This window comes from Micromonospora sp. NPDC003944 (assembly GCF_053605225.1).
In genome coordinates, this window is record NZ_JBSGIV010000002.1 from 112,489 (window position 1) to 137,205 (window position 24,717).

The 24,717-nt window shown below is 71.3% G+C and carries 24 protein-coding genes; 8 read left to right on the forward strand and 16 right to left on the reverse strand.

Annotation, left to right across the window (positions count from 1 at the left end; all coding sequences use genetic code 11):
• Positions 1-139: 139 nt before the first annotated feature.
• Positions 140-916 carry a phosphotransferase gene (locus ACWER9_RS01665; protein ID WP_452299952.1) on the reverse strand — a complete coding sequence of 259 codons (777 nt, stop codon included), beginning with the start codon at positions 914-916 and terminating at the stop codon, positions 140-142.
• Between the two features lie 167 nt (positions 917-1,083).
• On the opposite strand from ACWER9_RS01665, the gene ACWER9_RS01670 reads away from it, so the two are divergent.
• From ACWER9_RS01670 to ACWER9_RS01695, 6 genes are all read left to right on the forward strand, one after another.
• The gene (locus ACWER9_RS01670) at positions 1,084-2,040 is read left to right on the forward strand and encodes a class I SAM-dependent methyltransferase (protein ID WP_452299953.1); all 957 of its coding nucleotides are present in this window, start codon (positions 1,084-1,086) and stop codon (positions 2,038-2,040) included.
• A complete protein-coding gene (locus ACWER9_RS01675; protein ID WP_452299954.1) occupies positions 2,018-2,920 on the forward strand; it encodes a hypothetical protein in 903 nt (300 codons plus the stop codon). The genes ACWER9_RS01670 and ACWER9_RS01675 overlap by 23 nt, the downstream gene beginning before the upstream one ends.
• Positions 2,921-2,992: 72 nt before the next feature.
• Positions 2,993-3,796, forward strand: coding sequence for a sugar phosphate nucleotidyltransferase (locus ACWER9_RS01680; protein WP_452299955.1), 804 nt, complete (start codon positions 2,993-2,995; stop codon positions 3,794-3,796).
• On the forward strand, positions 3,787-4,881 hold the full coding sequence (locus ACWER9_RS01685; protein WP_452299956.1) for a glycosyltransferase family 4 protein: 1,095 nt from the start codon (positions 3,787-3,789) through the stop codon (positions 4,879-4,881). The genes ACWER9_RS01680 and ACWER9_RS01685 overlap by 10 nt, the downstream gene beginning before the upstream one ends.
• Before the next feature lie 46 nt (positions 4,882-4,927).
• The gene (locus tag ACWER9_RS01690; RefSeq protein ID WP_452299957.1) at positions 4,928-6,088 is read left to right on the forward strand and encodes a DegT/DnrJ/EryC1/StrS family aminotransferase; all 1,161 of its coding nucleotides are present in this window, start codon (positions 4,928-4,930) and stop codon (positions 6,086-6,088) included.
• A 75-nt stretch (positions 6,089-6,163) separates the two neighbouring features.
• Positions 6,164-6,439: an acyl carrier protein gene (locus ACWER9_RS01695; protein ID WP_452299958.1), complete on the forward strand. Its 276-nt coding sequence runs from the start codon at positions 6,164-6,166 to the stop codon at positions 6,437-6,439.
• 62 nt (positions 6,440-6,501) lie between these two features.
• On the opposite strand, the gene ACWER9_RS01700 is transcribed toward ACWER9_RS01695, so the two are convergent.
• Genes ACWER9_RS01700 through ACWER9_RS01735 form a run of 8 tightly spaced genes read right to left on the reverse strand, consistent with a single transcriptional unit; the run spans position 6,502 to position 15,123 of the window.
• Entirely contained in the window at positions 6,502-6,957 is a 456-nt protein-coding gene (locus ACWER9_RS01700; RefSeq protein ID WP_452299959.1) for a MaoC family dehydratase, read from the reverse strand.
• Positions 6,958-7,004: 47 nt separating this feature from the next.
• Positions 7,005-7,955, reverse strand: a complete 951-nt coding sequence (locus ACWER9_RS01705; RefSeq protein ID WP_452299960.1) for a hypothetical protein — start codon at positions 7,953-7,955, stop codon at positions 7,005-7,007.
• 8 nt (positions 7,956-7,963) lie between these two features.
• Positions 7,964-9,007 (reverse strand): methyltransferase, encoded by a 1,044-nt coding sequence (locus tag ACWER9_RS01710; protein ID WP_452299961.1) that lies wholly within the window; start codon positions 9,005-9,007, stop codon positions 7,964-7,966.
• A gap of 48 nt (positions 9,008-9,055) precedes the next feature.
• The gene (locus ACWER9_RS01715; RefSeq protein WP_452299962.1) at positions 9,056-10,936 is read right to left on the reverse strand and encodes a beta-galactosidase trimerization domain-containing protein; all 1,881 of its coding nucleotides are present in this window, start codon (positions 10,934-10,936) and stop codon (positions 9,056-9,058) included.
• Positions 10,933-11,940 (reverse strand): NAD-dependent epimerase/dehydratase family protein, encoded by a 1,008-nt coding sequence (locus ACWER9_RS01720; protein WP_452299963.1) that lies wholly within the window; start codon positions 11,938-11,940, stop codon positions 10,933-10,935. Before ACWER9_RS01720 ends, ACWER9_RS01715 begins: the two co-directional genes overlap by 4 nt.
• Positions 11,933-13,276, reverse strand: a complete 1,344-nt coding sequence (locus ACWER9_RS01725; RefSeq protein WP_452299964.1) for a nucleotide sugar dehydrogenase — start codon at positions 13,274-13,276, stop codon at positions 11,933-11,935. The genes ACWER9_RS01720 and ACWER9_RS01725 overlap by 8 nt, the downstream gene beginning before the upstream one ends.
• Position 13,277: 1 nt before the next feature.
• A complete protein-coding gene (locus tag ACWER9_RS01730; RefSeq protein ID WP_452300033.1) occupies positions 13,278-14,765 on the reverse strand; it encodes a class I adenylate-forming enzyme family protein in 1,488 nt (495 codons plus the stop codon).
• A complete protein-coding gene (locus ACWER9_RS01735) occupies positions 14,761-15,123 on the reverse strand; it encodes an acyl carrier protein (protein WP_452299965.1) in 363 nt (120 codons plus the stop codon). Before ACWER9_RS01735 ends, ACWER9_RS01730 begins: the two co-directional genes overlap by 5 nt.
• A gap of 256 nt (positions 15,124-15,379) precedes the next feature.
• Here ACWER9_RS01735 and ACWER9_RS01740 point away from each other — a divergent pair, with 256 nt between their 5' ends.
• Positions 15,380-16,672, forward strand: a complete 1,293-nt coding sequence (locus tag ACWER9_RS01740; RefSeq protein WP_452299966.1) for a type III PLP-dependent enzyme — start codon at positions 15,380-15,382, stop codon at positions 16,670-16,672.
• 73 nt (positions 16,673-16,745) lie between these two features.
• Here ACWER9_RS01740 and ACWER9_RS01745 read toward each other — a convergent pair whose 3' ends face one another.
• From ACWER9_RS01745 to ACWER9_RS01775, 7 genes are all read right to left on the reverse strand, one after another.
• The gene (locus tag ACWER9_RS01745; protein WP_452299967.1) at positions 16,746-17,504 is read right to left on the reverse strand and encodes a 4'-phosphopantetheinyl transferase family protein; all 759 of its coding nucleotides are present in this window, start codon (positions 17,502-17,504) and stop codon (positions 16,746-16,748) included.
• A complete protein-coding gene (locus tag ACWER9_RS01750; RefSeq protein WP_452299968.1) occupies positions 17,501-18,700 on the reverse strand; it encodes an acyl-CoA dehydrogenase family protein in 1,200 nt (399 codons plus the stop codon). The genes ACWER9_RS01745 and ACWER9_RS01750 overlap by 4 nt, the downstream gene beginning before the upstream one ends.
• Positions 18,701-18,714: 14 nt before the next feature.
• Positions 18,715-19,401 carry a hypothetical protein gene (locus ACWER9_RS01755; protein WP_452299969.1) on the reverse strand — a complete coding sequence of 229 codons (687 nt, stop codon included), beginning with the start codon at positions 19,399-19,401 and terminating at the stop codon, positions 18,715-18,717.
• Positions 19,398-20,276: a hypothetical protein gene (locus ACWER9_RS01760; protein ID WP_452299970.1), complete on the reverse strand. Its 879-nt coding sequence runs from the start codon at positions 20,274-20,276 to the stop codon at positions 19,398-19,400. The genes ACWER9_RS01755 and ACWER9_RS01760 overlap by 4 nt, the downstream gene beginning before the upstream one ends.
• Complete coding sequence (locus tag ACWER9_RS01765; RefSeq protein WP_452299971.1) at positions 20,276-20,566, reverse strand: acyl carrier protein; 291 nt, start codon at positions 20,564-20,566, stop codon at positions 20,276-20,278. The genes ACWER9_RS01760 and ACWER9_RS01765 overlap by 1 nt, the downstream gene beginning before the upstream one ends.
• Before the next feature lie 123 nt (positions 20,567-20,689).
• The gene (locus ACWER9_RS01770; protein WP_452300034.1) at positions 20,690-22,081 is read right to left on the reverse strand and encodes a preATP grasp domain-containing protein; all 1,392 of its coding nucleotides are present in this window, start codon (positions 22,079-22,081) and stop codon (positions 20,690-20,692) included.
• A gap of 29 nt (positions 22,082-22,110) precedes the next feature.
• Positions 22,111-23,046: a 3-oxoacyl-[acyl-carrier-protein] synthase III C-terminal domain-containing protein gene (locus tag ACWER9_RS01775; RefSeq protein ID WP_452299972.1), complete on the reverse strand. Its 936-nt coding sequence runs from the start codon at positions 23,044-23,046 to the stop codon at positions 22,111-22,113.
• Between the two features lie 240 nt (positions 23,047-23,286).
• Between ACWER9_RS01775 and ACWER9_RS01780 the strand changes: the two genes are divergently transcribed.
• Complete coding sequence (locus ACWER9_RS01780; RefSeq protein WP_452300035.1) at positions 23,287-24,687, forward strand: aldehyde dehydrogenase family protein; 1,401 nt, start codon at positions 23,287-23,289, stop codon at positions 24,685-24,687.
• The last annotated feature ends 30 nt before the right edge of the window (positions 24,688-24,717 follow it).

Consider the following 24,717-nt stretch of genomic DNA (forward strand, 5'->3'; position numbering starts at 1 on the left):
CGGCTTGCCATCGAGCCCGGCGACCCTGGTCGTCGGTGACGGCGTTCGGAGTGGGTGGGATCGGGCTTCGCGTCCATGCTGGACGCGGGAGGACTGGGTACGCATCTTCGAGCGTGCGCTGGCCCGGCCGACCCGACCGTCAGGCGCTGGTGTGCCGCCGGTGACGGTGCAGCTCGACCAGCCGACGGCGGGCGTACACCGGCTCGGCCGCCCAGCAGGTCGCTGTCTCCCAGGCGAGGCCGGCGGCGCGCAGTTGCGCCCGTTCCCCCGGCCACGGCGTCGCCACCTCGTCGGGAAGGAATGCGTAGTCGAACCAGGGCACGTCCACTCGCGCCTCGTCCCAGTCCAGCAGGGTGATCCGGGATCCGTCGACCAGCACGTTGGTGGGGCCGATGTCGCCGTGCACCACGCAGCGCGGCCCCTGCTGTACCGGCAGCCAGGCTGATCGCACCATCCGGGCCGCCGAGGCGGGCATCGCGTCCAGCCGCACGTCCCCGCCCCGCTCGGCGTCGAGCAGCACACCGCTGGCGCTGAACCCCGGGCGCTGCGGCCAGTCGGTCGTCGCCGTGTGGAGCACCGCGAGCTGGTCTGCGACCCGCCGCCAGTCGGCGGGATCGGCCGGGTACCGGCCGGGGATGAAGCCGCTGACCAGCACCCCGTCCACGTGCCGGCGACCGTCGTCGGTGGGCACTGGCTCCGGTGCCGCCACACCACAGCCGCGCAGATGCTCAAGCAGATCCAGCTCCCACTCCAGAGCGGCGCGGGGTCGGATCGAGCGGCGGACCACCAGCGGCATCCCGGCCCGCTCGGCGAGCATTACCTCGTTGCGGTGTCCGCCGGGCAGCGGTCGGACCAGCTTCACACCGCCCCACGCCGCGAGCGCGGTCCATCCCTCGCCGCGAGCAGAGCCGTCCACACCGCCACCCCCGTCGTCGCCGGTCGTAGCGGCCCAGGCTAACCCGCTACTACCGACCGGCGGCCACGGCGCGACCCCTCCGGTCGGGGCGACGCTGGTGCTGGCCGCATGGGTACGCCCGCACGGACATCTGTCCCTCGCCTGCTTGGATGGAAACACTGAGGGGCATGAGTATCGAGGTGGCTGCTTCGGACACCGACCTGTCCGGCGTCGCCCGGACCGCCCGGTGGACTGCCGCAGCACGGGCGCGAGAGACGGCGCGGCCAGACCGGCTCTTCGACGACGCGTTCGCCGTCCTGCTCGCCGGCGCGGACGGGGACGCCCTGCTGCGACACTTCCACACCGAGCGGGCTGCCCCTGACGGAAATCCGGTGCTGCCCATCCGCACCCGGTGGTTCGACGACTTCTTGCGCAGCACTGTCACCGAGGGCTGCCAGGTCGTCGGGCTGGGTGCCGGACTGGACACCCGGGCGTACCGGCTGGACTGGCCGTCGGGAGTCGTGTTGTTCGAGGTGGACCAGGCCAGTGTGCTGGCGTACAAGCGGCAGCGGCTCTCCCAGGTCGCCAACGTGCCGCGCTGCGAGTGCCGGACCGTGGCAACGGACCTGACCGGTGACTGGGAGCAGACGCTTCTCGACGCAGGTTTCGACCCGGCAGCGCGGACCGTGTGGTTCGCCGAGGGGTTGCTGTTCTACCTTCCTGCGCCGGTGGCCGCCGCGGTGACACGCCAGGCTGCCCGGCTCTCCGCGCTGGGCAGCAGGATCGCAGTGGATCTCATCGGCACGGGGATCTTCCGGCTGCGCTACATGCGACCGTTTCTCGACAAACTGGCGACCGCCGGCAGTCCGTGGCGATTCGGCACGGACACCCCTGCCGAGTTTCTTCGGCAGGCTGGCTGGGAGGTCGAGCAGGTCACGGAGCCCGGCGCGGCCGGGGCCGACTACGGGCGCTGGCCGCAGGGTGTAGCGCCGGTGAACTTCCCGCATCTCCCCCGCAGCTATCTCGTCACCGCCGGCCTGAGCGCCGGTGATCAAGGCCCCACGCCCGACGGCGCACCTGCGGCGCCGGGCGCCCCCGTTCCTGAGACAGGAGTTGGCCCCGATGCCCGTTCAGTTCTCCGGTGAGACCCATGGCTGCTTCTCCGACTCCCTGCAGATGGCCTTCGGTGACGAGGGCCCCGGCGAGACCGTGGTGGAGGTGCTGACCGGGTCGGCCTTCGGCATGTACCTGCATCACGACGGACGCCCGTTCTTCGCCCCGGCCGGTTGGAACCCGGAGAAGGGCATCAACAGCATGCTGGACCTGCTCGGCTGGACGTGTGAGCAGACTGGCGGCTCGCCCGACGAGGTAGTCCGGGCGCTGGAAAAGGTGGACGACCAGCACCGGGCGGTGGCCGGCCCGGTGGAGATGGGACTGTTGCCGCACCACCCCGGGCTGGGTCAGCCCATCGGCGCCGACCACTATCTGGTGATCGTCGGCTTCGACGGGAAGAATGTGGTGGTCCATGATCCGCGTGCTCACCCGTACACCGTGCTGCCGGTGGAGAAACTGCTCGCCGCCTGGCGCACCGAGACGCTGTCCTACACCGTACCGGACTTCAACCTGCGAACCTCTTTCCGGCGGGTACGCGAGGTCGGCACGGCCGAGGCGGTGCGCCGGCTGCTGCCGATCGCCGCCGACATGGTCGCACCGGAGGCGTCCGCGGAGGCGGCCGAGGGCGCAGCGAAGGTGCTCGACGGCGGACTGAGCACCTTTCTGTTCTTCCATCTGGCCGACTTCATGGTCTGCGTGGGCGCACGACGCCGCAACGACGCGGCCGTCGTGCTTGCCCGGCACGGCTACACCCGGGTGGCGGAGGTGCTGGACCAGCAGGCCCGGCTGATTGGGTCGATGGAGTACCCGCTGGTGGCCGGGGACTACGCCGCCGCTGCGGCGACGATGCGCACGCTCGCTCCCACGTTCGCTCAGTTGGAGACCGAGCTGCGGGCGGCGGTTCGGACGTGAGGTACAGCTGCACGTCAGGGCCCCGTCCTCGGGCGGACGGGGCCGTCGTCCGAGGACCGGGAGGCTGACCCGATGCACGCGATACTGCTGGTGGGGGGTCGGGGCACCCGTCTGATGCCGCACACCAGCAACCGCCCGAAGGCGCTGATGCCGATGGGACAGCACTCCCTGCTGGAGATCAGCCTGCGTCGGCTGCGTGCCTGCGGATTCACCCGGGCGACGTTGTGCGTCTCGCACCTGGGTTCGATGATCCGGTCTGCGTTCGGCGACGGCTCCCAGCTGGGTCTGCGAGTGGACTACTGCGTCGACGAACGTCCGATGGGCACCGCCGCGCCGCTGCTGCTCGTCCCTGACTGGACCGGGCCCGCCGTGGTGATGAACGGCGATCTGCTGACGTCACTTGACTTCGGGGACCTGTACCGGCGGCACGTGGCCAGCGGCGCCGGGTTGACCGTGGCGTTCCAGCGGTACTGGGTCTCCACGGGGGTAGGGCTACTGCGCACCGACGGTGACCGGATCCGACGTGTACACGAGAAGCCGACCTTCGAGTGGAACGTCTGTTGCGGCATTTACGTGGCCGACCCTGATGTCCGGTCGCACATCCCCGCTGGTGAGCCGACCGACATGCCGACCCTCATCAACGCGCTGACCGACGCCGGGAAGCCGGTCAACGGATACGCCTTCAACGAGTCCTGGCATGACGTGGGCACGCCAGCCCACTACGAGCAGGCGCGTACCGACTTCCTGGCGGATCCGGACCGGTACCTGCGGTTGGTGCCGTCCCCGCCGACCGTGGAACGGCCTCGCCCGGAACTGGACGTCTTCTTCCTCGACGAGCCGGTGCCGGGCGGCGCCACGATCGAGACGTGGACGTGAGCGGCGACGTCGGTGACATCCTCGTGGTCTTCGCCGGCTACGGGGGCGCACGGGCAGGGGCGGAACGTATGGCGGTGCGCGCGACGCAGGGCCTGGCCGCACGCTCGCGGCGGGTGGCCGCACTGGTCACCGCCGCCCATCCGGACACCGTCGCCAGCCTGCGCGCGGCGGGCGTGCCGCTCTTCACTGACGCCGCCCAGCTGCTTGGGGCACACCCGGGTTTCGCCCCGTCGGTGGTGCACGCGTTCGACCTGGCCCGTCCCGACGCGCCGGTCGAGGCGGTGCGACTGGCTCGTCGTCATGGTGCCCGGCTGGCCCTGACCCCCTGCTCGGCACCGGAGGTCTGGCCAGACCCGGTCCGCGCCGGTGAGGTCTGCCGTGCCGCCGATGTGGTCTTCGCCCTGACCGCCGCGGAGGTGAGAGCGCTGAGTGACCTGGGTGTGCCGGACAGTCGGATCCGACACCTGCCGTCCGCCTCGGACCTCACTGGGCCGGTCGACCCGGAAGGGTTCCGACGCCGGCACGGGATCGACGGCCCGTTCGTGCTCTTCGTCGGGCGTCGTATGGTCAGCAAGGGGTACCGGACACTGCTGGAGTCGATGACCACGGTGTGGGGACGGCTGCCCGCCACCCGGTTCGTCTTCGTCGGCCCGGACGTCGATGTGGACGCTCCCGCCCACTTCGCCGCTCACGCCGATCCGCGCCTGCACGACCTGGGCACGGTCGACGAGCAGACCAAACACGACGCGATCGCCGCTTGCGAACTGCTCTGCCTGCCCAGCCTCGCGGACGTGTTCCCGCTGGTCTTCGTCGAGGCGTGGACATGTGGCCGGCCAGTGGTCAGCGGCGCGTTCACCGGCGCCTACGAGGTGGTGCGTCAAGGGGTTGACGGCCTGGTCGTTCCGCCCGGTCCGGCGCACCTGGCCGCCGGGCTGATCGAGCTGCTCGGCGACACCGTTCGACGCCGACAACTCGGTGCCGCCGGCCGGCGACGCGCCGCGCGGTCGTTCGGTTGGGAACGCGTCCTCGACGCCTACGAATCGAGCTACCCGCCCTCGCCCGACCCGGCCGCGCGAGCACGGTGAGCGGCACCGCGACTTCCTGCCCACCCGACGGAAGGAGTCCACACCGATGAGCGCACCGACGGCCCGGCGTTGGCGGGTCACCCTGGCCGACAACACTGTCGATGAACAGGAAATCACCGCGGTCACCGAGGTCCTGCGCTCGCGCTGGCTCTCGGCTGGCGCACAGACCGCCGCGTTCGAGCGTGAGTTCGCCGACCGGCTCGGCGCCGAGGACGCCATCGCGGTCAGCAGTGGCACGGCCGCGCTGCACCTGGCGATGATGGCCCTCGACCTCGAGCCCGGTGACGAGGTGATCATGCCGGCTCTGACGTTTGTGGCTTCCGCCGCGGTGGTGGCGTTGGCCGGCGCAACCCCGGTCCTCGCCGACGTGTGCGCCCCGGACGACCTCACCGTGGATCCGGTGGACGTGACGCGGTTGGTCACCACTCGGACCCGGGCGGTGGTCGCGATGCACTATGCCGGCTATCCGGCGGACCTGGCCGCGCTGCGTGCGGTCAGCGACCGCCACGGCGCGGTCCTGGTCGAGGACGCCGCGCACGCCCCAGTCGTCGAGCACGACGGGCGGATGCTCGGCACCCATGGCGACATCGGCTGTTTCAGCTTCTTCGCGACCAAGAACGTCACCACCGGTGAGGGCGGAATGGTGCTCGCCCGGGACCACGCGGTGCGGGAACGGATCCGACTGGCCCGCTCACACCACGTGACCACCTCCACGTGGGACCGGCTCAGCACCGGCGACGCCAGCTACGACGTCGCCGGACTCGGGCTGAACTACCGGCCGACGGAGGTCTCCTCCGCGTTGGGCCGTGTGCAGTTGGGCAGGCTCGCCCTGGACCGGCAGCGACGCCGTGCGCTGGTCGACACGTACCGGGAGGTGCTCACCGCGGCACCCGAACTGGTGCTGCCGTTCGGCGGCCGGACGGGCGACTCCGCGCTGCACCTGATGCCGGTGGTGCTGCCCGAGGGGACCGATCGGGGCACGGTACGCGAGGGACTCGCTGCAGCCGGCGTGCAGACCTCGGTGCACTACCCGCCGGTGCACCATCTGTCGGCCTACCGGAGCAGCGCGGGCGCGGGTCGCTCCGCGCTGACCGTCACCGACGCGGTCGCACCGCGTCTGCTGTCCCTGCCGCTGCACAGCCGGATGTCCAACGACGATGCGGTACTTGTCGCGCGGGCACTGCTGCGTTGCCTGCGGGAACGCTGAGTGTCGGTGCCCGCGCGATAGCCGCAGGCTCCGGCCCGACCGCATCATTCCCTCATCGACTGGACGGAGCACACCATGATCTCCTCACCATCCGCCGCCACAGCCGCTGCGACCATCCTCGGGCTGCTGACCGAGATGACCGGTCACGAGCCGGGGTCGCTGACCGGCGACACCAGGATCTTCATGGAGCTCGGCCTGACGTCGGCCAGGATCCTCGAGCTGTTGATGCGCTTGGAGGACGAGGTTGGCGTGCCGCTGGTCGGTCATGTGGACTGGTTGCGCATGGAGACCGTCGACGACCTGGCCGCGTTCGTCGCGGGACGGCAGGCCGGCGCGGCGCCCCGATCCTGAGCGCTCCGTGGTGACGGCCCGGGCGGCCTCGGCTGCCCAGGCCGTCACCACGACCGGAACCCTCATGCGTAGTTGTGCACCAGCACCAGCGCCACGCAGACCGGCGCCCGCCGCTCTTCCATCTCGTATGCCAGGCTCAGAGTCATCTGTACGCCGCCTCGAAGCGGCCGAACTCCTCGCAACGTGACACCGGCCCGGATCCGGGAACCGACCAGCACGGGCGAGAGGAAGCGGACTCGCTCGCAGCCGTAGTTCACCTTCACGCGGACGCCCTCGGGGACGAGCACCTGCTCCAGCACCCGGGACGTCAGCGCGAGGATGAGGAACCCGTGAACGACCGTGCCGCCGAAGGGGCCGTCGGCCGCCCGCTTCGGGTCCACGTGGATCCACTGGTGGTCGCCGATCGCCGCGGCGAAGAGGTCTACCTGCTCCTGAGAGATCGGCATCCATTCGCTGAAGCCGAGGTGGTGCCCCACCAGGGCACGCAGGGGTTCGGCCTCGGTACCGACAACGACCATGCTGTTCCCTTCCCGTACTGGTGATGAGACCGCCGGGCTCACCGGGGTCAGTGAACGAGGAAGTACGCCGGTCCCAGCCGCTCCGGCGCGGACGCGTCGACTGCCGCGCCCAGGTGGCGCAGCATCGGGACGTCCATGTCCAGGTCGATCCGCCAGTACGCGCCCGCAGGGCTGCGGTGCGCGGGCCAGTCATCGTCGTCGAGCAGTCCCCAACCGATCAGCGCGCGGAGGAAGAACGGGTCGGCCGGCCACCACCGGTCCTCGGCGTCACCCAACTCCAGCCAGTGGTGCCGGTTCGCGAAGGGGCGCGACAGGCACAGGCCGGTGGCCGGCCGGACCGGGGTACCAAGTTCGCCTCCCCGGGACACCAGGTGGCGCACCGCGAGGGTGCAGTCGGCCAGGCCGGTCTCCCGCAGGAACCCGAGATCGGCGGTGAGTCCCGGCGGCAGCAGATGGAACCGTAGCCTCGCTGCCTCGTCGAGGAGCAGCCGTTGCTCGGGGGTGGGTGCCGGCGGTGCGGCGGCCGGGGCCAGACGGATGTCCACCTCGAACCGGGACGCCTCGGGTCGGCGGGTCGCCACGACCTGCGGTGCGGACGTCACCGCCGAGTCGAGGACGAAGACGCAGCCGGCGCAGTGGTCCCGCTGCGGGCAATACGCGCGCACGATCACCGTGCGTGCCACGACCGCCTCGGCCCCACCGATGCGCAGGGCCGCCGCCATAGCCTCGTACGTCGACCGCTGCGGCGACCGCACCCCCAGCAGTAACGCCGCGTTGCGCAGGTCGTAGCGATCAAACAGCAGGCCGTCCGCGTTCGAGGAGTGCGGGAGACCCAGCTCCACCAACTGCTCCAGGATGGGCCGGGACAGCCGGTGGAACCGGGCCGCGTCCTCCAGCGGCGTGTCGAAGGCGCGATAGCCGTCGGGTACCAGGCTGACCTGCCTCACCACGGCCTCGGTCGTCGACACGGCGGCCGGCTCGGGCGTGGGCGTGGGCATCGCCGGTTCTACCGACTGGGCTTACGGGCAAGGAACAACCCGTTGCCGGGAGCACTGCGCACCGGTTGGAACTCCACGTCTACCAGCCCTGCGTCGGTCAGCCAGTCGTGGACCTCGTCGAGCGGGTACGTCTGCTGGCCGACGCTGTTGAACATGCTCAGCGCCATCATCGCGCCGAAGCTGCGTCCGATCGGGCCCAGTTCCGGGGCGGGGAACTGGTCGAGCAGCACCAGCAGACCGCCGGGGCGCAGGGCGGCGGCGGTCCGGGCGACCAGTTCCCGGTTCTGGCTGTGGCTCTTGGAGTGGATCACGTTGAACAGCAGCGCCATCGAGGTGCTGCCCAGATCGTCCGTGAAGAAGTCGCCGGCCCGGAAGTCGATCCGGTCTGTCATGGCATTCTCGGCGATGGCCCGGTCGGCGAGCCGCTGCATCTCCGGGATCTCGAAGATGGTGGCGCGCAGCTGTGGGTGTCGGCGGCAGAGCGCGATGCTGTAGAGGCCGTAGCCGCCGCCGAGGTCCAGCAGGTGCCCGGACGGGTCCGGCACCGGCACCCGCTCGAGCACCTCATCGATGTTCATGTTGGTGAGGGCCACCATGCCGTCCTGGAACAGTCGCCACTCCCTGGCCAGCCAGCGCGGGGTACGCGGCTGGTCCGGGGTGAACGGGAGGGTCAGGTCGCCGTGCAGCCGGTCCTCCAGGTTCGCCCAGTCGGTGAAGACGATCTTTTCGAAGTACGGGATGCCCATGGTGATCATCGGCAGTAGTTCCCGGGTGGTTTCGGTGGCCGTGTACCGGTGACCGACGCGGGAGACATAGCCGAGGCAGTCGAGGCAGTCCAGCAGGAACGCCGTGCCCCGCGGGTCGAGGTTCGTCTTGCCCGCCACCTGCTCGGCAGTCAATTCCTCCTCGGCGACCGCCGCCAGCACACCGAGCCGGAAGGCCAGGGTGAGGGCCCGGAAACCCCAGGCCGAGAGCATGTCGAACATGAAGGCGGGTACCGCGTTGTCGGCTCCGGTCAGGGACTTCTCGGCGCCAGGGACCGTGATGGGCATGTCGCTCTCCAATCGATCGGCCTCGTCGGTCGCTGATTACGGACGAGGTCAGTGGGGGGATGGCTGGTCGGTTCGGGGTGGTGCGACAGGCCGTCGTGGCTCGGGCGGCTGGGCGACCAACTGCCAGTCCTTGCCGTCCAGAACCACCTCCTTGCACACCGGGGAGCTGGCGGTCGTCCGCCAGCGCAGCTGGATGCGTCGTACGGTCGCCGCGTGGTTGACAAGCAGCACCTCGTGCGGGTCGGCGGCGCGCCCGGGCAGGATCTCCACGTCCGGGTCGGCGCAGTCGACCTCGGGGGTCAGCCCTGCCAGGGCGGCGACGCGTCGGTAGAGGCCCTCCCAGACGGTGGTGGTAAGCCGGCCGGGCACGTCGAGCTGGCGCTCGATCGGGGCCGCGCAGAACACCATCTGCCCGGCGCCGATCGGGTTGCGCACCAGGGCCGGCGTGCCACCGGTGTACCGGCCGAGCACCTGCCCGGTGGTGGCTGCCAGTACCGACGGCCGGACCCCGGCACCGGCCCAGTCGATCGGCCACCGGTCGGTGTCCCACTCGACGTGGTCGTGTCCGTCGGTGAGAAGGGTGTAGTCGACCGGTTCGACGCCGGCCAGTTCGGACCCGGGAAAGCCGTGCAGGTGATCGGCCATCGAGTAGTAGACGGTCGCGCCGTGGCGGGCCGCGGAACCCAGCCGGTCCAGATCGGTCAGCGTGACGTGGCCGACCGACGGGCAGACAACCAGCCGGTAGCCGGTCGGGTCGCCGGCGACGATGTCGACGTCCAGGTGTGCGCGTTTGAGGAGCAGATAGGCGTAGAACGTGGCTACCGTCCCGACCCCCGTGTCGAGGTACGAGCCGCCGTCGACCCGGGCCCGCTCCGGCAGGTAGAGCGCGACCGAGGCCCGGTCCGGGCCTGGCCGCAGTCGGGGTGCCGCGCGCAGCGCCTCGCGCAGCCCTGCCATCGCCGGGCGGGGTGTCCCGTCGAGGCGGTGCAGGCCCACGAAACGCTCACCGGGGCGCTGCTGGTAGGGCTCCAGGGTGGAGGCGATGTCCTGCCAGCACCAGACCAACACTCCGGCGGCGCCGTTGCCCAGGGCGGAGGCGGTGGCGGCGCGCAGGTAGTCCGCCGTCGTGGCCTCGTCGGTGCCGTAGCTGGTCAGCTCGTCGACGAGGGGTACCCCGAACGCCCGCGCGTAGCGGACCAGGAACGGCACCAGGTTGCTCGCCTTGTACGAACTGGTCGACTCGATCGACACCGGCGCCCAGGTGGGAAAGCCGTGCAGCGCGATCAGGTCCAGCCCGGTGGCGTTGTCCGGGCCGAACGGCGCGGCGCCGAGCACACCGGAGGCGTCGTTGGCCTGAGTCACCAGCAGCCCGGGAAGCTGGTCGCGCAACGCATCGGCCAGCCCGCTCTGCCAGGCGACGATGGTGTTTCTGGGCAGCCGGGCGGCCGCTGGATCAACGTTGGCGATCTCGTCACCGAGATCCACGGCGAGCACGTTCCCGGCTCCGCGCAACGCGGTCGCCACCCGTCGGGCGTAGGCCCGTTGCCGGTCGAGCAACTCCGCATCGTCGAAGAGGCTGCGTCCCCGCCGCCAGGGTAGATCCAGGCGTTGCCCGTTCATCCAGATCGTCAGCAGGGAGAGCACGCAGGCCAGCCCCGCCTCGGCGGCTAGGTCGACGGCCGCGCGCAGCCGGTCGAACATGACCGGATCGTGGTGACCGGCCGTCGGTTCGAAGTCACGCCAGAACAGGAAGATCCGCACGGTGTTCAGGCCCGCGTCGGCCATCGCTCGGAAGTCGCGCCGCAGGGCCGACGGGTCCCAGTCGGTCCAGATCTGGCATCCCGCCCGCGACGGGTGGTAGTCGACTCCGGCGACGGTGAACGGGGTGCCGTCCCGCCACAGCTCACCGTCGCGGATCTCAAACGTCATGCTCGGCTCCGGATGCCCGGAGGCGCGCCGACGCTCTGGTCGTCGGCGAGTGCGGCGGCGTACCAGTCGAAGGTCTGTCGCAGCCCTTGGGACAGGTCGACGCGGGGCGCATACCCGATCGTCCGCCGTAGCCGGCTGAGGTCGGGCAGCCGCCGATCCGGGGAGCCGGGCGGGGGGTCGAAGACCTCGAAGGTGGGTGCGTAGCCGCCCATCTGGGTAATCCGTTCGGCCAACTCCCGGATCACGACCTCCTCGGTGTCGTTGCCGATGTTGGCCACGATCGGCTCGGGATCGGGCAGACGGGTCAGGCCGATGGTCGCGTCGACGGCGTCGTCGATGTGACAGAACGCGCGGGTCTGGGTCGCGCCATAGATCGGAAAGGGGTCCTGACGGGCCAGCGTCCGGGCCACGAAATGGGGTATCACGTGGTCGTGACCCATCCGGGGGCCGTAGATGTTGTGGTAGCGGCCGATCCGCACCGGAAAAAGGTCGGCGCACTGGCGCAGCAGCGTCTCGGCGACGATCTTGCTAAGCCCGTACGAGGCCCGGGGCAGCGTCGGGTCGGGAAGCACGAAGGGCACGTCCTCCGGCACCGGGAACGGCGCCAGCCCGAGGCGGGTGGCACCGTCGGCGACCTCGCTGGTGGAACTGAGGTAGAACCGCCCCGGCGGGTGACGCCGGCACCACTGGAGCACGTTCAGCACCGCGCGCAGGTTCACGTTCAGTGCCAGGGAGGGGTTTTCGCTGTTCTGCCGTACCCCGACGACCGCGGCAAGGTGGTAGACCTCGTCGAAGTCACCCACGAGTAGGTCCCCGGGGATCGGCGCGGTCAGGTCGTGCCGAACCAGCCGGGCCTCGCTCCGAACCTCGTCGAGATCCCGGTCGGCCCGGCCCCGGGACAGGTCGTCGAGCAGGGTCACGTCCGCGCCCTCACGAAGCAGGCGGCGGGCGAGGTGCAGACCCACGAAGCCGGCGCCGCCGGTGATCAGGATCCGGTCAGCCACGGCCCAGCCTCCGGTAGTCCACCTCGGCCGCCGCGGACAGCGACGGCGCTAGGTCGCCCCAGACGTCGACCACCACTGCGGGACGGTTCATCGTGCGACGCAGCAGTGCGGCGTCGAGATCGGTGCGGTAGCGCGGATGGTCTACCAGCAGCACCAGGGCGTCGGCGCCGGCCAGACCGTCGGCGAGGGACGCCGGAACGTATCCGAGCCGAGCGGTGACGTCGTCGGGGACCAGGTAGTCGTGGCCGGCCAGCAGGCGGACGCGCTCGCGCAGGCCGTCGGCGACGACGGTGGCGGCCGAACCGCGGACGTCGTCGGTCTCCGGGCGGCCCTTGTAGGCCATCCCGCAGACCAGGACCTTCGCGTCGGCCGGCGCCCGACCGGTGGCGGCCAGTGCCTTGAGTACCCGCTCGGTCACCAGGTGCGGCACCTGCTCGTTGACGGCGCGGGCGGCGGCTACCAGTGGCGGGTGGTAGCCGGCCGTTGCGGCCGAGTACATCAGCAGGTACGGGTCCTTGGTCAGGCAGCTCCCGCCGACGAAACCCGGCCGGGACAGGTCGGGCCGTGGGTAGCCCAGGTTCGCGGCGGCGATGACCTCGGTGGCGTCCACGCCGACCGCCTCGGCGATCATCGCCAGCTCGTTGCCGAAGCCGTACAGCAGGTCGGTGTGAGCGTTGCAGGCCAGCTTGACCAGCTCGGCCGTCTCCAGGTCGGCGGCAACGACCTGGTCGGGGGTGAGCCGGGCGAACAGCTGCCGGGCCCGTTCGGCGGAGCGGTCGTCCAGGCCGCCGACGACCTGCGGGAGGCTGGCGAGTTCGGCGAGCGCGCGGCCCTGGATGGTCCGTTCGGGGCAGAAGGCTAACAACGGCTCGTCCGCCTGTGCGCGCAGCAGGGGTAGCAGCACGCGCCGGGTCGTCCCGACCGGGACGGTGCTTCGTACCACGACGAGGGTGTCCGCGGTGCTGGCGGCGGCTGCGGTCTCGGCGGCCAGCGTGAAGTGGTTCAGGTCCGGCCGTCCGGTGCTGGCGTCGAGTGGTGTGCCGACGCAAATGACGACCGCGGATACCGTGACGCCGTCGAGCGTGTCGGTGACGGTCAGCCGGTCCGCCGGCAGGTCGCGCAGCAGCTCGTCGACACCGGGTTCGAACAAGGCGGGTGTGCCGGCCCGCAGGGCCGCCCGGGTGCCCGGGTCGGCCTCCACTCCGACGACGGGCACGCCGGCTCGGGCGAGGCTCACCGCCAGGGTCAGGCCGACGTACCCGAGGCCGATGACGGCGACCGGGTCTTCCGGCCCGTCAGCGGGGGTCCCTGGTGGTGGGGATGCGGGGTGGGTCATCTCAAACCTCGCTTCCAATCGGTACGGTGGCCACGGCGGCGATCACGGCCTGCCTGTCGACCTTGCCCATCGCGGTGTGCGGCAGCCGGGTCAGCGAATGGAATTCGTGCGGCACCTCGTACGGCGCGAGACCCCGTCTGCGACAGTGTTCGGCGAGGCTGGCCAGTCCGGTACCAGGCCCGAGCACCACTGCCGCGTGCACCCGTTGCTCGCCGCCGGCGTCGGTGGAGCCGAAGACGAAGGCCTCCCGCACCCCCGGGTGCTCGCCGAGGACCCGCGCCACCCGGGTTGGGTTGACCTTGCGACCGCCGACGTTGACGAAGGTGTCCTTGCGGCCGAGCAGGTGCAGCCGGCCGCTGGCGTCGATGCGGGCCAGGTCTCCGGTGTCGTAGAAGCCGTCTGGCCTGTGCACCGGGCCTGGTGCGCCCAGATAGCCGGCAAAGAGGGTCGGCGTGTACACCGACAGCTCGCCGGCGCCGGCAGGTCCGCCCGGTTCTGCGGGGGTCAGCCGCAGCCGCACACCGGGGGCCGGCACCCCGACCGATAGGTCGGGCAACTCGTCGCCGGGGTCCGGCTGGTAGCTGATCAGGCCGGTTTCGGTGCTGCCGTAGAACTGGCGTACCGGGACGCCGAGCACAGCGCGCGCCCGGTCGGCGAGGTCAGCGGGCAGCGGTCCGCCCGACGACACGGCGGCCCGCAGGCGGGCCGGCGTCGGGCGGTTGTGCAGCACCGGGGTGAGCAGCCGGTATCCCTGCGGGGTGCCGAACAAGACGGTTGCGTCGCCGGCGAGCGCGTCGGCGACGCGGCCCGGCTGGAACCGCCGCGTCGTACGGAGTTCGGCGCCGGAGACGATCGCGGCGGTGAGCGCGCCGACCAGGCCGAACGAGTGCGCCAACGGTACTGCGGCCACGACCACGTCGGCCGGGGTCAGTTCGAGGATCTGCTGGTAGGTGCGCCCGCCATGCCATACATTGGCCATCGAATGGCGGACGATCTTGGGTTCGCCGGCTGAGCCGGAGGTCAGTTGCAGCACCTCGCCGGCCCGGCGCGCGGAAGATCCGCCAGCCGTGGTGGGGTGGGCTCGGCACCGCTCGTAGCTGAGGAAGGCGATCCCCGCCGGCTCGGTGCCGGCCGTGCGGGCTGGGCCGACGACGGTGCGGATGCCCGGGTTGCGGGTCGGCGCGAGCAGGTCGGTCAGGTGGGAGCTGACCTCCTCGACCGGCAGCACGTCCACGCCGGCGGCGGTCATCCCGATCAGGGCCGCGGCGCTGGCCGGGGTGTTGTCCACGATCAGGAGGACCGGGGCACCCGGCTCCAGCGTCGCGGCGCCGGCCCTGGCGGCGCACGCCGTGTCGTGCAGCTGCTCCCAGGTGGCGATGTAGCCGCCGGTCGCCGTCGCGGTCCGCAGGGCCACCGCGTCGGGGCGCTCGTCGCGACGTCGGCGCAGCTCAGTCAGCAGCCCGTCGGCCGTCGCTCCGTGGCCGTCAATGACGCTGCCCCCCGCCTACCGCACCCGGCACCGCCGCGTGCGCGGCGCAGACTGCCGCCAAGCCGGCCGGGGTCGCGTCCTCGAAGATGCTCTCCAGGAGGGCGGACTGTAGAGCCTCGCCGGCCTCCGGCCCGGTTGGCTGACAGACATCGATGAGCCGCTGCAGCACGACGACGGCGCGGACCGAGTCGCCGCCGCAGTCGAAGAAGTCTTCGGTCGGGGCGAGCGGGCCGCGCAGCAGTGCCGCGCCCATCAGCTCACCGATCGTGGCGCTGAGGTCGGAATGTCCGTTGCCCATGTCGTCCCCGATCAGCTTGTAGCGGGTGGATGCGTTCGGTGCCGGCGGCCGGACGGGCACGCCTCGTCGCCGTGGGGTCGCCCAGGCGCCGTGCCACCAAGGTTCGTCCGAGCCCGGCTTGGGCAGAAGGCGCGACTGAGCGCGCCAGTGCCCTGCGCGAACGGGTATGGCGCAGTGCGTCGAGCGGCGTCCCGGGCAGCCGAGCGGTGTGTGTTGGTAGCTGCCCGCCCTGACCGTCGGAGCGCCCGTTGGCGGCTTGTCGTGCGCCGTGCAGCGCCAAGAATGGCCAGGGACGGCACAACCGGGAGGCGATGGCATGGCAGACGACGTCGGCGTGCAGGGAGTGCGGTTTGAGGAACTCGCGGCGCGGTACGGTACCCCGCTGTATGTGTACGACTCGACGGTGCTGGGTGCCCAGTTCAGCCAACTACGGGAAGCGCTAGATCCCCGACTGGAGTTCTTCTTCTCGCTGAAGGCGAACCCCAACGTGGCGATCTGCGCCCGGCTCGCCGGCCTCGGCGCGCGCGCCGAGGTGTCGTCCCTGACGGAGCTGCTCACCGCCCGCCGGGCCGGGGTGCGTCCGGAGAACATCATCTTCCTCGGCCCGGGAAAGAGCGCCGAGGAGTTGCAGGCCTGCCTGGCCCAGCGGATCTACGCGATCGTCTGCGAGTCCCTCGGCGAGCTGCGGCTCATCGACAGCCTGGCCAGGGCGGCGGGCACGATCGCTCCGGTGGCGCTACGGGTCAATCCGAACTTCACCGTGAAGGGGTCTGGCCTGACGATGGGGGGGCGGCCTCGGCAGTTCGGCATCGACGAGGACGAGCTGATGCGTCAGACCGGGCTGAGTACCCGCTACCCGGGCGTCCGGCTGATGGGGGTGCACGTCTACATGGGCACCCGCATCCTCGACCCGAAAGTGGTCGCTGACAACAGCCGGCGCATCTTCGCGCTGGCCGAGCGGCTCTCCGCGCGGCTCGACTTCCCGCTGGAGCTGGTCGACGTCGGCGGTGGCCTGGGAGTAGCGTACTTCGACAACGAGCGGGACCTCGACGTCGACACGCTCGCCGGGCTACTCAACCCGGTCCTCGGCGAATTCCGGGCCCGGCATCCGCGGACCCGGCTGGTGATGGAGCTGGGGCGCTATCTGACCGCCCCGGGCGGCATCTATGTGGTCCGGGTCCGCTACCTCAAGACCTCCCTCGGTCAACGGTTCGCGGTGACCGATGGGGGCACGCACCATCACATGGCGGCCGTCGGCATCGGCTCCTACGTCAAGCGCAACTTTCCGATCCAACTGCTCCGTGCGGCCACCGGCGCGGCGGAGCCATGGCAGGTGACCGGGCCGCTCTGCACGCCCAACGACACGCTGGGCAAGAACGTTCTGCTCCCACCGCTGCGTACCGGTGATCTGCTAGGTGTGCTGCGCTCCGGTGCCTACGGTCCGACCGCCTCGCCCGTTCAGTTCCTCAGCCACGGCTACCCCGCCGAGGTCCTCGTCCACGATGGACGGCCATTTCTGGTGCGGGAGCGCGATCGTCCGGAGGACATGATGCGCCGTCAGCATCTGCCCGGTGCGCTCCGGGCCCGGCCAGCTGTGCCGGCTCGCTGACGGCGGGATCCGGGAAGACGACCGGTTCCGACACCGAGCGACGGCGCCGTCGGGCCCGGTGGCGCCGCCGGTGTCAGCTGCCGAACGGTTCGTTGTCGCCCGGCCGGCTGGGCGACAACGGCGTCGCGCCGGCCAGCGCCCGGACGAGGTCCACCGGGCGGCAGTGCCGGTACTCAACCTCGAACGGCTCGGTGCCGGCCAGCGCGACGCTCCCCTGGTAGCCGGGTGGAACCCGCAGGCCACGTACCCGCCACGGGCCCGGGATTCGCCCGTTTGGCCGGTGCACGAGCAGCCCGTCCGGACCCGCCACCGGTAGATCGAGCCCGTTGAGCAGCCGATCCCCGGCGGCCTTGACGCACGCTTCCTTGCGGGTCCAGAGCGTCAGGTGGACGGCGGTTCGCTCGGCGGGTGGGGCGGCGGCGACCAGTCGGGCCTCGGCCGGCGGGAAGTAGCGCCGGGCGATCGCCTCGACCGGCCGGTCACGGTGGGCTCTTTCGACGTCGACGCCGATGTCGCGCTCGGTGCTCACCGCCAGCAGAGCGCACTGGCCGGAGTGCGAGATGTTGAAGCGCAACGCGTCGTCGCCGAGCAGTGGCTTACCCCAGCGTCCGGTACGCAGTGGCACCCGCGCGGGTGGTTCCCCCAGGTAACGGCCGAGGATGACGCGCAGCGACCCGTACACGGCCAGGAACCGGCGCCGCACGGCCCGATCGGCGTAGCTGTCCCGGCGGGCACGCTCGGTCGGATTCAGCACGTCGTCGAAGATCTGGGCCAGTTGCGGCGACAGATCCAGCCCGAGGCGCCAGACGTGTGCCACGCCGGGCCCGGTCACCGGCGTTCCGCCGTCGCCGCCCTGTCTCCGGTGGAGGGATACCCGTCGAAGGCGCCGCGGTCCATCGCGGCGGCCACCGCCAGCCGCTGGACGTTGCTGGTGCCCTCCATGTACTCCAGCGCACCGGCGTCGCGGGCGAACTTGTCCAGCAGCGGCTGGTCCAGTCTGGCGCCCGGCCCGAAGCTGCACAGCGCCCAGCGCGTCACGGCGATGGCCAGCCGGGTGGCCCGCAGCTTCGCCGCCGAGGCCAGGTGCCCACTGCCGCTGTCGGAGTCGACCGCGATGGCCGCCAGGCGGGTCAACCGGCGTACCCCCTCGATCTCTGCCTCGATGCGGGCCAGCACATCGTGCTCGTCTGGGCGCAGCGCGCGGCGGTGCTCCCGGACGTGGTCGCAGGCGGCCTGGGCGAGTCCCACGGCCATCGCCGCCACCGTCGGGCGCAGCAGGTTGAATGTCCGCTGCCAGCCCCAACTGCCACGGCGTATCGGTGAGAGGTGTCGGCCGAGGAGCTGCTCCTCGGCGATCGGCACCGCGTCCAGGGTGAGCGCGCCGAGCTGGGCGCCGCGTACACCGAGGGTCGGCACCGCAGCGGCGGTGAAGCCGGCGCTGGTGGTGTCGACCATCGCCGCCCCGAGGCCGAGTGGCCCATCGCCAGTGCGGTGGAACACCACCCCGACGGAGGCGCGCAGGGCGTTGCTGATGTAGCGCTTGCGCCCGGTCAGGCTCCAGCCGGAGTCGTCGGCCGGCTCGGTGGCGCGGGTGCGCAGGCCACCGGCGTCGGTTCCGCCACCGGGCTCGGTGAGGGCGAAGAAGGTCCACGTGGGCCGGTCCAGGAGCCGGCCGTAGAACCACTCCTGCTGGGCCCGGTCGCCGATGGCCGCGACCAGCACACCAGACATCGACGCGCCGGGCAGCGCCAGCATCATTCCCAGGTCACCGCGGGCGATCTCCTCGCAGAACACCACCCGTTCGAGCGCGGCGGTGAGGTGGAAGCGTTCACCGGCCAGGACCAGCGGCGCCGGGTTGAACGCGGCGGGGATCTGCAGGTAGGCCGCACAGGTGAACGCCGGCGCGTCCAGCAGCTGCAGCACCACGTCGGGATCGCGGTCCAGGTCCAGGGCGTACGGGCGCAACTCGGCGGCCCAGCCACGGGCGTGCCGACGCAGCAGCCGCAGCCGGTGGTCGAGCTCGGGCACGGCTGGTCACCTCCTCAGGCCGGTGTCCGCACGTCGCGGGGTGCCGGCAGGTAGACGTCGGCGAGCAGGTGGGACAGGTACACCGCCCGCCCGGGACCGTCCACGGTGAACCCGGCAGCACCGAGCACCGGCAGCAGCGCGTGATCCGAGGCGGTCAGTTGGTGGTGCGTCTGCACAAGGTCGGCCACCGGGTCGGCGACCGGGTCCACATCGGTCAGCATCGCCCGAACGGTGAGCTGGTCGGTGACCGCCTCGGCGAGGGTGGCCTGGACGAGCTGCTGGCGCAGGAGAGGCCCGTCGGTGGCCCGCCGCCCGGCCAGGTGGGATCGGGCCTGGTCCAGCAGCCCTGCCGAGATGCCCAGCCGCAGCCAGGCCAGGCCGAGCAGCCAGGTCCGATAGGGTGCCCATCCGGGCCCGTCCGGGCCGGGCAGGCCGCGGACGGCCAGCAGGTCGAGGTCGTATACCGGCGCGGGCAGCGGGACAGTGGTGATGTCGGCAAGCCCTCGCAGCGGTGTCCCGCCGGGCCACACCCACTTGGCGGCCCGGCCGACGGGGCCGGGTGCCAGTGCCTGCCCGGTGGGTCCGGCGACCAGTGACCGCGCGGCGACCCGGTCGTGGAGGTCGGTGAGGGCGGCTTCGACGCCAGCGGACCGGGCGGTGTCGTACAACCCGGTCCAGCGGGCCGGAGCGCTGGTGATCATCGTTGCCCCGCCGCCGGGACGTCCAGCAGGCAGGTGGCGAGTCGATCCTGGTCGGAGTCGTGGTCGGCGATCAGCACCCGCGCCCCGTCGACCTGCCATTGGGGTAGCCGGCTGGCTACTTCCTGCCACACCCCGGTGACCGGTTGGCCCAGCGGAGCCGGCAGCACCATGGTGGCGGACGGCACCATGGGCAACCGCCCGTTCAGGCCCGCCCCGGTCACCAGCACCTGCGGTTGGTGCTCCGCCAGCGCCTCGGCGAGGGCCGCTTCCGGCGTCTGGGCAGTGGTCAGCACGCTGCGTGGCGGGTACAGCCGGCCGCCGTCGGCCACCGGGTCGAACGCCAGCACCACCACCGCGTCACGCGTGACCTGCAGCCGGTGCGGTACGGGCAGGTCGTGCAGCAACACGGTCTGGTCGACGACGATGAGCAACAGTCGGCCCGCGCCGTCGCGGCGGGACCGGTTGGCCAGCACCTGCAGCGCCGTGAACGCGGTGACCAGGCCCTGGTCAAGGACAGCGAAGGCGAGCCCAGCATCGGGTACCAGGGTGCTCAGGTGACACATCGGGAAGCCCGGCTGCGAGTCGGGGGTGGCGGCGGCGAGGACGGCCAGGTCGAACCGATCGGCGTGGGGACGCAGGCGAGGCATCACCGCGGTGACCATGTCGGTGAAGGAGTTGCGTCGCCCCTGGAATGCCCCGGGTGGGCAAGTCGTGCCATAGGAGCGCATCAGGTCCGGGTAGTAGACGTGGTCGTCGTTGCCGAACGGCCCGCCGGGGCCGAACACCTGATGCACCGCCCGGGCCAGGCCGAGCGGTGCGGGTTCCCCCGCCGGAGCGCCGATCTGTGACCGACGCTCCGGCGCGGTGATGTACATCAGGCGTTCTCCTCGACCTGGCCGGCGACGTAGCTGACGAGCGCGGCGACGGTCTCAAAATCGGTCGGTTCCAGGGTGTCGGTGTCGAACTCGACGTCCAACTCCGCCTCCAGTTGGATGAGCAGCTCCAGCACGCTGGTGGAGTCGAAGGAGAGGTCTTCGAACAACCGCAGCTGAGGGGCGATGCTCTCCGGGTCACGGCCCAGCATCTGCCCGAGGGCACCGACCACCACGCCGGTGATGTCGCTGGTGGCGGCCTGTGGAGCAGCACCGATGGTCGCGTCGCTCATGTCGTCTCCCTGTCTGGTCGAGGTCCCTCCCGAGCGGGCGGGGCCGGTGGTGCGGGCCGGTGCGGGGCGCGTCGGCCGGGGTTTGGCGGAGGAAGGTCGGCCCGGGGGTAACCCGACGGCGGGCTAGGGCTGTTCGAGGCTCGCGGAGCAGTCCCGCAGCCGGTCGGTGACTTCCCGGTCGATGGCGGCGACCTGCCGGGCCGAGTCGGCGGCCACGAGGCCGTACAGCCGGCCGCCGAACCCGGTGCCCTCGCCTCCGGCGGCGCTCACGGCGGCGTTCACGGTGGCAAAATTGTTGATCACCAGGCCCGGCCGGTCCGGTCGGTCGGCGAGCACACCGTCCAACAGGTCCCGCAACTCGCCGAAGGGCAGCGCTCTGGTCAGCCGGATCGGGTACTGCCGGGCCAGCACGACCGTCTCCGGACCGAACCAGGTCCGGCGCAGCCGCTCCTGGTAGGTGGACATGTTGTTGCGCGCGTTGATCTCGATGATCGGGTAGAGCCGACCGTCGGTGGTGGTCAGGGCGTCCACCCCGACCACTCCGAAGTACCCGTCGGCGGCGAGCCGGCGGCCGATCTCCTCGGCGGCGGAGCGCACCTGTCGGTGTTGCGGTGGGGTCAGGGGTGCCGGCATGCGGTGGCCATGGTGCACACCGTCGCTGGTGATCGCCTCCTTGACCACGTCGAAGTGCACATCGCCGAAGCGGTCGACGGTCATCTGGTAGTTGAGGTCGTAGCGTTTGGGCAACCACTCCTCCACGGTGACGCCCACGCGGCCATCGCCGCGTCGGGCCCTGCGGGCGATCAGGGCGTGCAGTTGGGCGAGACGCTGGGTGTCGCGGACGACCATGATGCCCTTGCCGGAAACACCGAAGGCGTCCTTGAGCACGATCGTCCGCCCCGCGTCGAGCCAGGCGCCGGCCCACCGCACGGCCCGGTCCAGCTCGTCGATATCGCGGCAGACCATTCCCGCTGGCTGCGGCAACCCCACCTCGTCGGCGAGCAACCGGCTGTAGATCTTGCTGTTGACCTGCTTGCAGACGGCAGCCGCCGGTGCGGCCAGAGGCAGTCCGGTGAGCGCCGCCAGGCGTTCCTCGACCACCGAGACGCCGTGCGGCCACAGCTGCGCGCCGGTGCCGGCCAACCGGCCGAGTGCGGCGACGAGCTGCGGATCGGCCACCGCGTCCTCGCTGACCGTGCGCTGTGGCTGCTGGTGACCGATGGTGAGTACCCGCGGCAGGGTTAGTCCCAGATCGCCGAGGTAGCGCAGGTAATCCTCGTCGGGTGGGGCCTTGAGGACGACGTGGTCGTCCGGGCCGGCCAGCAGCAGCGCGCATTCGTCCATCCGGTTGACGACGACCCGGCTGGCCGGCATGGCGATCCCGGGCAGGCCCGGCTCGCCCTGCGCCCAGTGTTCCTCGACCTCGAAGTTGCCGAGCAACACGAGGGGACGGTCGGCGGCGCCGGTCAGCGCGGTACGCAGCAGCGCCAGGACATCACCGCTGAGTGTGTGCATGTGCACGTGTCGCTCTCCAGGCTCGGGGTTCAGTGGACGAGGACCATGGCGGAGACGGTGGCGCCGAGCCCCACCGACGTCATCAGGTAGGGATCGCCGGGTGCCAACCGGCCCTGTTCGCGGGCCAGCTCGTAGGCGGCGAAGGAGTCCGCGGCGAAGCAGTGCCCGGTACGCGGAAGGTTTTCCAGGACCAGGCGCTCGACGCTGCGTATGTTCAGCAGTCGGAGCACCCGCAACCAGGACACCCGGTTGACGTTGTGCGGCAGGATCGCCGCGATCCGATCCAGGTCAATACCGGACTCCTTGACAGCGGCCCGCACCACTTCGGCAAGCATGATCGGGTAGTCGTCGCGGAAGGCTGCCGCGTCCTCCTCCGACATCCACGGTCCGGCGGAGAACCGGCCGTAGGTGCCGGTCGCGTAGGAGAGCACCCGGTCTCGGTGGCCGTGCGCGCTCACCAGCACTGCCGAGCAGCTCTCCCCCATCACACCGGTGCCGGCGATGACCTGGGCGGAGGCCGTGAAGGCCTTCTCCCCGGTGAGCACCAGCGCCAGGGCCGCGGGATCGGGGTCGTCGGCCAGCAACGTGCCGGCGAGATCGACGGCGAGCAGGCCGGAAGCGCAGGCATGCTGGGTGACGGTGAACGTCGTGGCGTGGCCCAGGCCCAACCGCCGGGCGGCCTCCTTCACCGGATTGACCGGGTAGGGCGCCACCACCGGCATCGTCCGGGCGTGCAGCACATAGCGGACCAGGTGTTCCCGGCCGGCGAGCGCCGCCATCCCGGCGCCGCCGCCGACCAGCAGGTCGGCCAGGCTGCTCTGCGGGTCGAGTCGCACCTCGCGGAAACCGTAGAACCGCTCGTGCATCCGAATCTGGGCTGCCGAAAACCCGTAGGCGGCGAGGCACTCACCCACCGGCACGCGGTTCGGTGGTAGGTACGTGTGCACCGCCTCGATGGACGTCACCTGAGCCCCCTTGCGTCGTCGCCGAGCGTCTGATGGGTTGCGCGGTCCCGGGTCGGCACCGCCTTGCGCCAATGACCCTCCCCCGCACTGAGTGCACTCGAAAGCCACCGACGGGCGCACCAAGCCCCTGACCGGACGAGCATGCCCGCAAGCGGGGGTTCTGAGCCCTGTGGTGGACGCGAAGACTGACCTGGTCCGTCGACCCGACGGACCAGGCCAGTGGGGAGAGTGTCCGTGTTCATGCCGATGACCATCGCGGGACGTTCCGCGCGCTCCCCTGAGCGGATACCGGTGGAGAATCCGGCCACCGCCGATGCGTTCGCCGAGGCGCCCCGGTGCACGGCCGCTCAGCTCGACGACGCGGTGCTGGGAGCGGCCGCCGCCTTCGACCGTTGGTCCCGCTCGGATGAGGACTTGCGGCGGGCGGCACTGCTGGCCTGCGGGTCGGTGTTGACGCAGGCGGGCGACGAGGTCGCCGAACTGCTCACCGCCGAGCAGGGCAAACCGCTGCGCCAGGCCCGGGCGGAGGTAGCACTGGCCGCGGACTGGTTCGCCCACACCGCCGAACTGTCGTTACCCCGGCAGCACCTGGTGGCCGAGGCATCCGTCGAGGCCACGATGGACAGGGCGCCGGTGGGCCCCGTCGCCGCGATCGCCCCCAGCAACTACCCGATCATCCTGGCGGTCACGAAGATCGCGCCGGCGCTGCTGGCCGGCAACACGGTGGTGCTCAAGCCGTCGCCACTGACCCCACTGGCCACCCTACGGATGGGGCAACTGCTGGCCGAGGCTCTGCCGGAGGGCGTGTTCAGCACGGTCAGCGGGGACGACGGTCTCGGGCCGGCGCTGGTGGCGCACCCGGCGATCAGGATGATCTCGTTCACGGGTTCGGTTCGCTCCGGGCGGGCCATCGCGCGCTGCGCGGCGGACTCGTTCAAGCGGGTGGTCCTGGAGCTCGGCGGTAACGATCCGTGCGTCCTGCTGCCCGGCGCGCAGGTCGACCGGGTGGCTGGGGAGATCTTCCGGCGGGCCACGGTCAACAGCGGACAGTTCTGCGCCGCGATCAAGCGGGTGTACGTGCCGGCGGGCCAGGCGGACGAGCTGACCGAGGCGCTGCGTGCCGAGGCCGAAGCGGCGACCGTCGGCGACGGGCGTGACTCCCGGACCGATCTCGGTCCGCTGGTCAGCAGGGCCCAACTCGCGCACGTACACCGGTTGGTGGAATCGGCTGCGCGGGCCGGCGCCCGGGTGGTGACCGGTGGGGCGGCACTGCCGCGACCCGGGCACTTCTATCCACCGACCGTGGTGAGCGATCTACCTCGGGGCACGAGCCTTGAGCAGGACGAGCAGTTCGGGCCGGTGGTGCCGGTCATCGGCTACGACGACCTCGACGAGGCGTTGGCTCGGGCCAACGGGACACGCTTCGCTCTGGGCGGCTCGGTGTGGGGTGAGCCGGCTGCCGCGCAGGCGTTCGCCGCCCGGCTCGAGTGCGGCACCGCCTGGGTCAACACACACGGCGACCTGCGACACGACGTCCCCTTCGGCGGGCTGCGCGAGTCCGGCACCGGCGTGGAATACGGCCACTGGGGGCTGTTGGAGTACACCAACATCAAGATCACCCATACCGCACGGCGGCCCTGAACCACCGGATACCGCCGCCGGCCCATCCCT

Excerpts from the sequence above, each read along its gene's own strand:
- ACWER9_RS01705 (WP_452299960.1), bottom strand. The coding sequence starts at position 7,955 with ATGCCCACGCCCACGCCCGAGCCGGCCGCCGTGTCGACGACCGAGGCC.
- ACWER9_RS01670 (WP_452299953.1), top strand. The coding sequence starts at position 1,084 with ATGAGTATCGAGGTGGCTGCTTCGGACACCGACCTGTCCGGCGTCGCC.
- ACWER9_RS01770 (WP_452300034.1), bottom strand. The coding sequence starts at position 22,081 with ATGCACACACTCAGCGGTGATGTCCTGGCGCTGCTGCGTACCGCGCTG.
- ACWER9_RS01760 (WP_452299970.1), bottom strand. The coding sequence starts at position 20,276 with ATGTACATCACCGCGCCGGAGCGTCGGTCACAGATCGGCGCTCCGGCG.
- ACWER9_RS01700 (WP_452299959.1), bottom strand. The coding sequence starts at position 6,957 with ATGGTCGTTGTCGGTACCGAGGCCGAACCCCTGCGTGCCCTGGTGGGG.
- ACWER9_RS01690 (WP_452299957.1), top strand. The coding sequence starts at position 4,928 with ATGAGCGCACCGACGGCCCGGCGTTGGCGGGTCACCCTGGCCGACAAC.
- ACWER9_RS01680 (WP_452299955.1), top strand. The coding sequence starts at position 2,993 with ATGCACGCGATACTGCTGGTGGGGGGTCGGGGCACCCGTCTGATGCCG.
- ACWER9_RS01740 (WP_452299966.1), top strand. The coding sequence starts at position 15,380 with ATGGCAGACGACGTCGGCGTGCAGGGAGTGCGGTTTGAGGAACTCGCG.
- ACWER9_RS01780 (WP_452300035.1), top strand. The coding sequence starts at position 23,287 with ATGCCGATGACCATCGCGGGACGTTCCGCGCGCTCCCCTGAGCGGATA.
- ACWER9_RS01695 (WP_452299958.1), top strand. The coding sequence starts at position 6,164 with ATGATCTCCTCACCATCCGCCGCCACAGCCGCTGCGACCATCCTCGGG.
- ACWER9_RS01725 (WP_452299964.1), bottom strand. The coding sequence starts at position 13,276 with ATGACCCACCCCGCATCCCCACCACCAGGGACCCCCGCTGACGGGCCG.
- ACWER9_RS01675 (WP_452299954.1), top strand. The coding sequence starts at position 2,018 with ATGCCCGTTCAGTTCTCCGGTGAGACCCATGGCTGCTTCTCCGACTCC.
- ACWER9_RS01710 (WP_452299961.1), bottom strand. The coding sequence starts at position 9,007 with ATGCCCATCACGGTCCCTGGCGCCGAGAAGTCCCTGACCGGAGCCGAC.
- ACWER9_RS01765 (WP_452299971.1), bottom strand. The coding sequence starts at position 20,566 with ATGAGCGACGCGACCATCGGTGCTGCTCCACAGGCCGCCACCAGCGAC.
- ACWER9_RS01715 (WP_452299962.1), bottom strand. The coding sequence starts at position 10,936 with ATGACGTTTGAGATCCGCGACGGTGAGCTGTGGCGGGACGGCACCCCG.
- ACWER9_RS01755 (WP_452299969.1), bottom strand. The coding sequence starts at position 19,401 with ATGATCACCAGCGCTCCGGCCCGCTGGACCGGGTTGTACGACACCGCC.